The sequence below is a fragment of the Serratia microhaemolytica genome, assembly GCF_004011885.1.
Taxonomy (GTDB): domain Bacteria; phylum Pseudomonadota; class Gammaproteobacteria; order Enterobacterales; family Enterobacteriaceae; genus Serratia_G; species Serratia_G microhaemolytica.
On record NZ_SBEF01000053.1, the window covers coordinates 1 to 11915 of the forward strand.

The window sequence follows — 11915 nt, forward strand, 5'->3', positions numbered from 1 at the left end:
CGACTGCCGAACAGCGTATCGTGATGTTTGATTGCCAACCCGGACGTAGTGGTGGTTATGCACAAACTTTTTTGACCGGTTTTACTGGTACCCTGGTTGTCGATGACTATGCCGGTTATAAAGCGCTTTTCGCGACAGGCCGCATCAAGGAAGCCGGCTGCTTGACGCACGTCAGGCGAAAGTTCTTTGAACAATATAAAGTCAATCACCACCCGTTGGCTAAAATGAGTTTGCTGCAAACCGCTAAACTCAATGGCATAGAGCCATTTACCTGGTTGCACTTTGTGTTGACACATCTACCAACATGGAAAAATAGTCAACTGGACCAACTGCTGCCCCTGCCCGGTAACACCTTCTCCTCATCCACCTAATCTGCCGCTCACCTTAACCACTTAATATAAACTCGCAAGGTGAGATCGCCGGATGTTTACTTGCTATTTGCCATAATTCACCCTCAGAAATGTTCATGATGTATTATACAGCAATTCCTATTGAGATAGGATCTTATTATCTGAATTCGCGAATTGTACAAAAACAATCACAAGACACAGCCTAGTCTCATTTTTTCCTAAATTTCATTCTCAATCGTAAAAATTTCACCAAATGTGCAGCTCGAAAAAGCAAAAGTAAAATAACTCGATGAAATACACTTATTCCTTTAGCATTTTTAATAGCCTGAGTCCACTGAACTCGGCGAATAAACTCTACCAATTGCTGTCTTTTTGATGGCAAAAAAGTAGCTAACAATATTGTTTTCAAGGAGGGATACTGATTTCTTCTAAAAATCTCACCATATCCAAAGACATCGTTCTGTGGTGTTGCCAGAAAAACATCAACTAAATGTTTATCCGGTGTACGACGTAAAGTATTCCATATACATAGTGCTATTCCATTCAATTCGCTACTAGACACAACATAACGTTCAAGATATGACTTCCACTGTTTAGCAGCAAGCAATACCCCCCTCTGAAAAAACTCAATGAAATCATCGTAAGCTAAGTTTTCTTCTTTATCCAACTCCCTTATAGGGATCACTATTCCATCTTTTAACTCGTAACCACTTACGCTACCGTGAGGAGAACCACATAACATTTCCAAAACTGCAAAATTTTCGAAGAAAAATTGATAACCTTCTGAGTTATTCTCATTAATTCCAAAAGCCACCTTGGAAACATTTTCTGGTTGCCTGTTAATCAACTTACGCAATCCCAAATACATCCCATGCAATTGATTATCATTCATAATTTTTGCGATATTATCTTGAATGGTTCCGCGCCAACCAATATCGACAGCCCCAACACGTTGAGCCAATTCAAATCCGTTCTGAATCAAATAACTCCGCAACAAAGCAGATTGATTATTTAATGAGCTTTTTACCGCTTCTTTAAATATTTTAGATTCAAATAAATTACGCAGCGCCTGACTATTCTCTGGATCTATAATGGCATCAGTAGGTTTCAGGCAAAGCTCATCAAGCAACCAATCAAAATCTTTTATATCAACACGTAATGTCAAAAATAAACCAGAAACGCTTTGTACTTTAAACAAAGACCACAAGCGAGTCATTTCTTCAATGGAGATTTCCTGCATTGATGGTAAGAAAGTACTCAAACGACTTACCGCAAGTACACTTGAAGGCGGCAGGACATGACCACAAAACTTGTTTTCTGGGAAAAGGATTGAAAAAATCTGATAAAAGAACTCACCTTCACGTGTAAAAAAATACAACCTGTCCAAATTTTCTAAAACAGCTTGCTCGGCAATCCAAATAACAAAGCCAATAAACAATGGTGCTGCATCAACCCCTAACGATAATGCAGCAGCCTGTCTCTCAAGTAACCCAACACTCGCCTCTTTGGCTAGAGCAGAGCACTCAGTTGTTAAATGCTCAAATAATATATCCCTAGACAAAAACAAATGCTCGCGAGCCAGTCGATCACTATGTGCCAAAATAGGTTGGTAATGAACTGCATTTATACCAAGTGATTGTGGGCATGACACATCGGACCATTCATTATCCCCAATGTGTAAATGCTGCTCCGGCGTAACAGAATATGACCTATGGACATATGAAAAAATTCTTCCAGACCGCTTGTTAAGCCCTACATCACATGAGGAAAAACCACCCTTGACCAACGCATCAAGCCCTTTAGCTGAAAGCAACCGTTGTAACATTTCTGCATTCATATAGAAATCAGACAAGAAAAACGTGTTTTCAGCTTGATAGGTGTGCAAAAAAAACGAAATCTCAGGGTCAACAAATGATCTGGCAATCTCGACACTAAACTCAAACTCCGCTAAGTATGATGCTAATTCCGCACCTACTTCTTCAAAGAAAACGACAGTAAGCCAGTGTGATAAAACCTCATTTATTTCATACTCATCATCTTTATCAACTGCTCTAGAGTTCATCGCAAGTACTTGCTCTGACTCAATACGCACTTTATAAAGTGACCATACATCACGATATTCAGGTTTTAATTGTTTAAACCAACCAAGAAAAAGATGCCTTGCAGTTGCTAGCTTAATACACTCTGGATGACAGTCCCGGCGTAATAAAGTATCCCAAACATCAACTGTTCTAATTTTATACATCAGCGAGCCTTCCGTGAACCAAATAACACCTCGCCCACAGCTTCAAACTGTTTAAGAAAACGCAATAGTAATGGAGAAAAATGCACTACTAACCTACTAAGATGATATCGAGACATCCGGGAACGATTGCTCAGACGCTGTTGCTCACGTTGTTGGTACTCAAGAAAAGCTCTATCTACCAATTGAGCTAGCGCCGTCCGATTAACAACAGGCCCACTCAGTACCACCTCTACCCAATCTCGAAAAGCAGATGATGACTCACTCCACGAAGCCCAGCTTTCCGCTGTTTGCAACGCATTTGCCTGTAATTTAGTAAGCTCAACTCGGTTATTAAGTAGGCGGCGTAATGTTGTAACAACACCATCTAGATCTCCTCGTTTTACAACACAAGCATTATGTCCATCGGTAATATATTCATCGTGCCCTGATACGTCAAAAACAATAGCGGTCCCACCACAATGAAATATCTCCAATGGTGGACCAAACATACCTTCGACAGTACTCAATTTAACCAAAATATCACATGAGCGATAAATCTCAGAGGTAACACTCATCGGTACGCGTGAGAATACACGTGATACTCCTGGTATCCATTTAACTGGCGAGCCCGTTAATACCCAAATATCTTTAGCACCAGCTTCACGAGCAAGACGTATGGCCAATGCTGTATTTTTAAATGGCACACCAAAATGACCTTCAACTAGCACACGGGGCTGGTGCTGAGAATCACGCAAAGCTACTGCTGTTCCTTCCGCTTGATAAATGTCTTTACGAATGCCATTACGTACCAAAGCAACTCTATGAGCGTAGTTTGTTTCCAAATACTCCTGAATCCATTTTGCTTCAGTAATATAGGAGCACGGAAGTTCATAAGTCGCATCCACTAATGACCGTAATGGTGTTTCATTTTCTGGATAAAAATAAGATTCGATAGATTGAACAAAATAAGCATAACGTGGTGCGTTGAAATGATGTAACTCTAATGCTGTCTTCCACCAAGTAGCAATCACAAGATCAAACTCTTCACGCTTAGCATCCTCTATAGGAACACAATGTAGTTGCATGATTCGATCATGCCAAGCTAATGTATCAGCATTAAAAGGCTCTTGTACGGCAAGTGTAACATCATATCCTTGATCAAGCAGATAGGCCGCATGTTGAACAATTACATAGGTTCCACCACTTATCGCCATCGAACCAACAAGAAAACACAACTTCTTCATTCTTATCATCCTTTAGCACACAAACTCAATTATGGGAAAGATTCTCTAACTATAAAGCCCTGTAAATCCCCATAATAGATTAGTTGCACACCTTGATATTAATTTATTATTTTTACTTATGATTATAAAAAGAGAAAAGCAAATATTAGTTTTTGCCAATTTGAAAACGACTAAAAACCTCAATCATCTAGTTAAATTAAAATTTGCATCCTATACATTACACTCTTTATGAATGCTCTTATCGTTGTAAACGTCGGATGCTTGCATAAATAAAAGCAGCCACTCTTCCCCCTCGCTCATAAATCGTATTCCATGGCCAAAAACCGAGATCACCAATATCTTTGCGCAGCAAAAGCTTCTTTAAGAAAAGCAATCTCTGTACAACTCCCTGTGGGGATTGCAAAACAGCAAAATGCGAATGCTCAAACACCCCATAATTTTCCACATGGAACACAGATGAAAACCATCGCCTCTCTTGTGGGGTTGGATTGAAAACCATTCGTGAATGACCCTTAACTAACTTATTAAAAAAAAATGATTTATTTTCAAAATAGTGAGGTGATGTAGCTAAAAGCTTCTCAAATCGCTTGAAAAGGCTGTGCTGTACAGGGAACACTTCTGCTCTTAACATATCACTTTCTTCAAATTCGCCTCTAACGGGATACGCACAACCATTTTCCGTACTTTGATAGCTAATAATTGAACCATGATCTGCTGCAAGTAGAACTTCAAAAAGAGCACGATTTTCGTTAAATACACGAAACTTAGGTGAAGGTGTACCTACCGAAGAAAATAACAGACCATATTTATTGTTACGAGAATTAGCAGCGCCCTCCGCTACCAATCCAATATAATAGCCAGTCACAACATTAACTGGCGTGTCATTTTTATTGCATAGCAAGGCAAATAAATTATCTTGGATAGTACCTTTCCAACCCACATCAACAATGGCCAGCCTACTTGGCAGTTCTCCTCCTGAGAGTACTGCAAGATAATCGATAAATGCCTTACGCCGGATAGTTCGTTCATGCTCATACAACTCTCCAAACTCCAGAGAGTTTCTGAGCTTCATGAAAATTGTACTTGTCGGGAAATCTTTCTCACGCTGTATTTCTCGTCCATCCGTCAGCTCAAGTGTTTTTACTATATCTTTAGTATACTGTTCCAATCCGAGACTAGATAAAAACTCAAATAAAGAAATGCACCTATATTGACGAAACAGAGTTTCAAAGTTCTCTTCAGCAAGAGGGGCAAGAGAAGGCAATAGAGTGGAGCGGCGTGACACCTCAAGATAATGGGAAACAACATGCTTAGCAGTATGTTCACAATACATGTCGAACATCCGCATCAATGGTTGACCTTCGCGTGATAAAAAATAGACTCGCTCAATACCCTGTTCAAGTAAAATTCGGTGTAACTTCTCTATAAAATAAAAAAGAGAAGTAGCCAACTCAGGGAAAAAGTCATGACCATGCTCAACAACCGTAGAATAAGGTTCATATTTCATAATAGTATTTAGCTTCGACCAAAAATACGAGTAATACGACACCATAATGAAAGTTTAACTGCTGCAAACAACATGATTAAGGCTTGTCTTATCGACACTTTTCTTTGCGCTAATCGACCTCCTTCTGCCGCAATAATCTCATCTCGCTCGGTTATGATATCTTCCATGGACTGCATTATTGACCAGCGTTCTTCAAGAATTTTTGCTTGAGAACCGAGAGCTATATCGCGCTCTCGCACCATGCTTTCCATCGATTGCATTATTGCCCAACGCTCCTCAAGAATTTTTGCTTGAGAATCGAGAGCTATATCGCGCTCTCGCACCATGCTTTCCATCGATTGCATTATTGCCCAACGCTCCTCAAGCATCTTTCCTTGCTCAGCGATAACTCTATCACGTTCTCGTACCATTGCCTCTGTAGCGTGCAGTGCCTTCGTTCGTTCATCCAACATTCCTTTCCAATTTTCCCTCGTAAGCTCATACAAACGGGTATGTGGGATATAACTGTTCTCAGCCGTAATCCGGAGAGCTTTGATACAACGGACTGCTGAATCTAAAAACTCCACTGCTACTATCGTTGGAAATTCATGTGGATAATCGATATTACCAATAAACTCCTTTATATCAGATGACAACAAAGTATAGGCTCTTTCAACACCCAGCGTCCAGTTAGCTCGCGCTGCATCAATATCTCCTTGACCCATAGCTAACAGACCCGCCTCAAAAGCTGCATCAATTACCTTACTACCTAATGTTGGACTAAAAACTGAAAGATCTGCATTTGCTACCAATTTAAACGTTGACAATGCAGTATCAAATTTACCTATCTTCACAAGTAATTTGGCTTTCAAATAAGCCAATGAAACATAAAAACGCTGCAAATGAGCAGATTGTCGTGGAGCAGAGAAATAGGGTTCTAACTGTTCAATAAATCTCTGAACTTCAGCATAGGATATCAAATCGTTTGTCAACATCTGATAGCCAAGAACCGCAAGTGCAGCGCCTTTATCAGTCGAAACTGCATCACCTTCCTTTTCGATGACTCGATGAGCGATTTGGCATAACACGCTATTGTCGGAAGCTCGAAAATGGAACTCAAGTAACGAACGTACTAACCATGGATTTTTGTAATCTCGCTCAAACTGCAACAAATTATCAGGAGGTGTGGAATATCCATAAATGCTTTCTCTATAAGGCAGTGAATGTTCTACAGGATCTTTCATTGCTACCATCAGCCACCATTCACTGGGTGGTGGATGGTCAATATTGATTGGAACGCGTCTCAAGACCCTTGACATACGCTGCCAAGAATCCCAAGCAGATGTAGTTTTACAGCCACTAGCAATTTGTTGAACCAATGCTTCAGGTATGAAGTGTTGTTTAATTTGCGCGCGTAACTTATCAAGAGTATAGACATGAAGATGGAATGGGTTCGGATCTTCACCTGTCTCATCACTCCAATCATTCGGAACACTGACAACAATACGCCCACCTGGAGAAAGAAGGCGATGAAACTCTGTTAACAACTCTTGAGGATGTTCGACATGTTCCAGCGTTTCAAACGAAACGATCAAATCAAAATATCCATCAGGGTAGCGCTCAAGACATTCTGGGAGATAACCTGAGAAAAACTCCAACTTGGAGCTGAGAGGAGTAAAATTCTGATGTGCATAATTAATAGCATAATCGCTACCATCTACTCCAGTGATTATTTTAGCCTTACTAAGTTCAGCCAATGTATAACTGCCGTAGCCTAAACCACACGCGGCATCCAATACTCGGTCACCTTGACGGACAAATTTTTCGGCCCAAAGATATCGGGCAAGATGCGCATCTGAACGTTCACCAGCTTCACGCAGCATATCCATATGCAAATCTCGCTCTATTGCAAGTGTAGAGAGAGGGTAGTTTTGAAGCGCATCCTCAGGTATTTTCTCCAGAACAATGATAATTTGCCAACCATCTTCATTCAAAGACTCATAGGGATTAACTTTATAGTATACTGGATGTTTACGAAAGCCGGCTTCAAAGCACTTAGTTTCCCACCAAGCTCGTCCCTCGATAGTTAAATGGCAATCCGCACCTTGCTGTGAAGCTGTAGCGACTTGAAGGAATACATAACGATTAGTAACACGATAAATTTCCTTAAGAGCCATAGGGATATCATTCGGTGCTAATTGCTCTAGGCAACCTAGGGAAACTACTGTTTGAAAAGAACCATCACCGAAAGGCAGCTGAAGTACTTCCCCCTGGAAGAATCGATTAAGTAAACGCTTATTACAACGGACGACCACATCACTTAATGCGTCAACGCCACATGCATCAAGTCCCTTTCTCAGTAGCGAAGTGACTAAATGCCCTTCACCAGAACCAACATCCAAAACACGACCAACACCAAGGGCTATCATAATTTGCTCAGCAATCCGATCCATACTGCCGCTCACTCCACTAATACGATTGTGTAATACGCAACAAACACCAGATTGTATCTGATAATCGCCCACAACATTTATAGTTGCACAGCTCTTCAACATGGTTTTCCCGTTATTAAATCAATCGAAAATACACATTTTTCTCATCAGCACCTAAAAAATAAACCACCTATGGACTAACTGTGATGCTTGCCAAAATATAATTTCCTCCTTATCGTACAGAGTCAACATATATAGCCCACTCCGTAGCATAATCAGCAAAAATACAAATTAAAAAATATCATTCGAAAGTTCTGCTAGTTTTTTCATGACAAGCACAGATCCGGCTGATGCGATTGATATCGCTATGCCTGCTTTTTGCATACGACGACATGCTTCTGTGACACCAGGACAGTGATTAATTTCGTTTATGTGAGCAAGACCATCATTTGGTACGGCGTCATGGAAAACAACCAATCCACACGGTACAAGCTGCGCCCAGTGTGCAACAATATCCGCTACAACACCTTCATAAGAATGATCACCATCAACAAACAAAAGCCCTAGTGTTTCTCCTCTAGGAATTCGAGAATCACCGATCACTAGCTCCAACCTAGAAGCTATCTCAGGTCGAACGAAGAAAGAATCGGCGGATGCATGGTGTGCTGGTTCAAGATCCACACTGATGACTTTACGGTCTGGCTCTGAAGCTGCGAGCAGTAGGACAGTACTACCACCATGGCGCCTTCCTATCTCTAGAATGTTACCTTCTGTTGACTTTACTGCCCTCCACAGGCAAGCAGCTTCGTCAAAGTTCATACGAATGACACCACGATTACGGTTATCATTGGTGAATAGGAATGCAAGATCTTCAAAATTCATTAGCTTTCCTCATCTGAAAATGAGTAATTAACACATATGTCACAGACACCTCCATACCAACAAGTAAACTTATCCATAGTAACACTGAAAAAAGCAGCCTCATCTTTCCAATGAAGCATTCGTTGATATCCAGGCATTAACATTGCCTCTTCACATACAAATGCTTGTATTTCATAAAAACCCTCTCCAAGCCGACATTCAAAACACATGTCAACCACAAGATCTTCCCCTGCTGAAAAAGTTCGATGCCACACTCCATGTTTGGTTGAATCACTTTGTACTCTCACTATGTCTTCAGCCAAAGTACTTCCTGAATATACTTTAACCCCTTCTTTATTCCTTAAACGGATACCAAAAGACAAATGGGTCAATGCCTTTACAAAATGATATACAATACTGATCTTTACCTCATCGCCAGGATGAACGACACCAATTGAAGATTCCCCATTTACGAAAATTTCAACCTGCTTAATATAAGCCTCAAAATCACCAAAAGAATTCTCGTCATCAACTTGCTGATTCAGCGAATCTATTTTCTGTGAAGTTCCATCATTTACTCGAACCTGCTCAGCTGTATTCTTTGCAAGGTTTAAAATATATGCAGCTTCTTCATTGTGAAGGAATTTACGATATTTTAACACAACTTCAGAAGATACTCCCCATTCAAGAACATTTCCTTTATTCAATAATAAAGCTCGACTAGTCAATGTACGAACACTTTCCTGATCATGGGAAACAAAAAGTAGAGTGGTACCGTTAGACGTCAACTTTTCTATGCGCTGAAAACAACGTTTTTGGAACAGTGCATCACCAACTGCAAGAGCTTCATCTACAATTAGAATATCCGGTTCAACCTGCACCTGTACAGCAAATGCCAGTCGAACTAACATACCACTGGAATAAGTTTTCACAGGCTGATCAAGGTGTTCACCAATATCCGCAAAGGCAGCAATCGAATCGAATTTCTCGTTTATCTGTTCAGTAGAGAAACCAAGTAATGCACCATTTAGATAAACATTTTCCCTGCCGGTAAATTCAGGATTAAATCCTGAACCTAATTCTAATAATGCAGCAATACGCCCACAAGTGGTAACTGTTCCAGAAGTCGGCGTCAATGTCCCAGTAATAATCTGCAATAATGTACTTTTACCACTTCCATTGCGCCCGATAATACCTACCGCCTCACCTTTCTTGACATCAAACGTAACACCATTGAGTGCCCAGAATTCACGGTAATATTGATTAGGTGCAAGACCGAATCTCCGTTGCATAGGTGGAAGTAAAAACTGTTTTAATCGGTCATAGGGGCGGTCATAAATTTGATAACACTTGCTGACACCCTCAATCTTGATGGCAAATTTAGAGGACATCTGCAAACCCCTTTCTCATCTTTTGAAAACAAAAAAAACCAAACCATGCAACTGAAAGTCCGACTATCCAATAAACGCCAAGCAAAGAAAAACTTGGGATTCTCCCCCAGTAGAGCACATCGCGCACCATTTCTATCACAGGAGTCAACGGATTAAAATAAAGAAATTGACGATAAGCCTCTGGTAATGCACTGATTGGATAAAAGATAGGACTTAGAAACATAAGTACAGAAGTTACAACTCCGATGACTTGTGATATATCACGCAAATATACGCCCAAAGATGCCAAAATCCAAGTTACCCCCGTAATGAAAATTAAGAATGGCATTATAATTAGAGGCAGTAGAAAAACAGTTGCATGAGGTAGACCAAAGAAAAAAGCATAAGCTAAAAACCATACAGAAAGACTAATTAAAAAATGAAACACCGCCGAAAATAACGTAATAACAGGTAAAACCTCAAGAGGAAATAATATTTTTTTAACATAGTTAACGTTTGAAAGCACTAAGCTTGGCGCCCTATTGATACATTCAGAAAATAGATTAAAAATTATCAAGCCCGCAAAAAGAACCATGGCAAATTCAGTCTTAGAATCATTACCCCCACCCCACCTAGCCTTAAACACCACACTAAAAACAACCGTATAAACTGCAAGCATAAACATGGGGTTTATAAACGACCACATTATTCCCATTACAGAGCCACGGTAACGACCCAATACTTCACGCTTCACTGAAGCAATAATGAGATCACGATTACACCAAAGACTGGCTAATATTTTTTTAGGAGAGACCGAGAAATTGCGCATTACCCAACTACACCTCTTTTCTGCTTTCAATTATTCTAATACATCTTTTATTAATAACTCTACGCTGCCGATCAAAAAACCACCCCCACTTATTAAAATAAATCACAGCAGATCTCACATGATAAAGAAACAACTTCATACTTCTATAGGATCCTTTTTGAAAACCATGCGTAATTATTGCATCAGGGAAAAATCTAATATCAGATAACAAAGATGCTCTTCTACACAAGTCCACATCCTCTAGATACATAAAGTATCGCTCATCAAACCCCTTAAGTTCTTGTAACAAGATAGAACTAATCAACATAAAACAACCAGATGCAGAAGGCACTGAAAAAGACTTTGTATAATCAGCATGTTGCATTTCATAGCTAATATTAAGCTTAGATGCCCATTTAGGGAAAAAACGACGTAAAAACAAATTAGCTGGGGTTGGTAAAAGACGACAACTATATTGAAATCGCTCATCATTGTAATACACCTTTGGTACTACAAATTGATGTTCTTCATTCTTAGCGAATTGGTATAGCTTTTCAACAGTCCCTTGATCAAATTTTATATCTGGATTGCAGATTAAAAAAAAATCACTACACTCTAAATAGCTCTCTATGGCAAAGTTATGACCACGCCCAAACCCATTGTTTTTCCCATTTGACAGGCAAACCACTTTAGCATTGTTAATTGAATGAATCCATTCAGATCCACCATTGTCGACCAAAATAACTTTATCTATGCAATTTTCACCAAGCAAAGATGCAAGTGTATCTTGCAGATCAAGATAGTCATGCTCATATAATACAACCGAAACAACAATTCGATATTTTTCCTTTACTGAATTCATTTTTCACCACTACAACTAAATTGGCATGACATAATCCTTCAAAACCAGCAATAACAGACTCGAACTAAAATCATAAAAAATAAAGTTTCGAATTTGTTTGCTAGATTGTTGATTAAGATCCTATCTCAATAGGAGTTTATTCCACACAATAAGAGCCTATCTCAATAGGAGTTTATTCCACACAATAAGTCCGCAGGCAAAATGCAACATGGCCTCGTAATTTTCAGCCTTTTTCTCCCAGCGAACCAATAAACGACGATATCGATTAAGCCAGCTAT

General features: G+C 39.7%; 9 protein-coding genes and 1 pseudogene. 1 reads left to right on the plus strand and 9 read right to left on the minus strand.

All coding sequences use genetic code 11. The features are described from left to right. Positions 1 to 371 (plus strand): IS66 family transposase (locus tag EOJ37_RS13080; protein WP_155522503.1); only part of this gene is annotated, 371 nt, incomplete at its 5' end. Between the two features lie 187 nt (positions 372 to 558). Here EOJ37_RS13080 and EOJ37_RS13085 read toward each other — a convergent pair. The 9 genes and pseudogenes from EOJ37_RS13085 to EOJ37_RS13125 all read right to left on the minus strand — a co-directional run. Continuing rightward, the gene (locus tag EOJ37_RS13085) at positions 559 to 2595 is read right to left on the minus strand and encodes a hydrolase (protein ID WP_127960347.1); all 2037 of its coding nucleotides are present in this window, start codon (positions 2593 to 2595) and stop codon (positions 559 to 561) included. Continuing rightward, complete coding sequence (locus EOJ37_RS13090; RefSeq protein ID WP_206194063.1) at positions 2595 to 3818, minus strand: glycosyltransferase; 1224 nt, start codon at positions 3816 to 3818, stop codon at positions 2595 to 2597. The genes EOJ37_RS13085 and EOJ37_RS13090 overlap by 1 nt, the downstream gene beginning before the upstream one ends. Before the next feature lie 238 nt (positions 3819 to 4056). Then, positions 4057 to 5325, minus strand: coding sequence for a hypothetical protein (locus EOJ37_RS13095; RefSeq protein WP_127960348.1), 1269 nt, complete (start codon positions 5323 to 5325; stop codon positions 4057 to 4059). 8 nt (positions 5326 to 5333) lie between these two features. Continuing rightward, positions 5334 to 7859, minus strand: a complete 2526-nt coding sequence (locus tag EOJ37_RS13100) for a class I SAM-dependent methyltransferase (RefSeq protein WP_127960349.1) — start codon at positions 7857 to 7859, stop codon at positions 5334 to 5336. A gap of 168 nt (positions 7860 to 8027) precedes the next feature. Continuing rightward, positions 8028 to 8618: a class I SAM-dependent methyltransferase gene (locus EOJ37_RS13105; RefSeq protein WP_127960350.1), complete on the minus strand. Its 591-nt coding sequence runs from the start codon at positions 8616 to 8618 to the stop codon at positions 8028 to 8030. Continuing rightward, entirely contained in the window at positions 8618 to 9988 is a 1371-nt protein-coding gene (locus EOJ37_RS13110) for an ABC transporter ATP-binding protein (RefSeq protein WP_127960351.1), read from the minus strand. The genes EOJ37_RS13105 and EOJ37_RS13110 overlap by 1 nt, the downstream gene beginning before the upstream one ends. Next, positions 9978 to 10796: an ABC transporter permease gene (locus EOJ37_RS13115; protein ID WP_127960352.1), complete on the minus strand. Its 819-nt coding sequence runs from the start codon at positions 10794 to 10796 to the stop codon at positions 9978 to 9980. Before EOJ37_RS13115 ends, EOJ37_RS13110 begins: the two co-directional genes overlap by 11 nt. 7 nt (positions 10797 to 10803) lie before the next feature. Continuing rightward, a complete protein-coding gene (locus EOJ37_RS13120) occupies positions 10804 to 11637 on the minus strand; it encodes a glycosyltransferase (protein ID WP_127960353.1) in 834 nt (277 codons plus the stop codon). 156 nt (positions 11638 to 11793) lie between these two features. Next, a pseudogene (locus EOJ37_RS13125) lies at positions 11794 to 11915 on the minus strand (IS5/IS1182 family transposase); the annotation flags it as partial.

Bases quoted from the DNA above. Each gene is read 5' to 3' on its own strand.
- EOJ37_RS13110 (WP_127960351.1), bottom strand. From the start codon at position 9,988: ATGTCCTCTAAATTTGCCATCAAGATTGAGGGTGTCAGCAAGTGTTAT.
- EOJ37_RS13090 (WP_206194063.1), bottom strand. From the start codon at position 3,818: ATGAAGAAGTTGTGTTTTCTTGTTGGTTCGATGGCGATAAGTGGTGGA.
- EOJ37_RS13085 (WP_127960347.1), bottom strand. From the start codon at position 2,595: ATGTATAAAATTAGAACAGTTGATGTTTGGGATACTTTATTACGCCGG.
- EOJ37_RS13120 (WP_127960353.1), bottom strand. From the start codon at position 11,637: ATGAATTCAGTAAAGGAAAAATATCGAATTGTTGTTTCGGTTGTATTA.
- EOJ37_RS13105 (WP_127960350.1), bottom strand. From the start codon at position 8,618: ATGAATTTTGAAGATCTTGCATTCCTATTCACCAATGATAACCGTAAT.
- EOJ37_RS13095 (WP_127960348.1), bottom strand. From the start codon at position 5,325: ATGAAATATGAACCTTATTCTACGGTTGTTGAGCATGGTCATGACTTT.
- EOJ37_RS13100 (WP_127960349.1), bottom strand. From the start codon at position 7,859: ATGTTGAAGAGCTGTGCAACTATAAATGTTGTGGGCGATTATCAGATA.
- EOJ37_RS13115 (WP_127960352.1), bottom strand. From the start codon at position 10,796: ATGCGCAATTTCTCGGTCTCTCCTAAAAAAATATTAGCCAGTCTTTGG.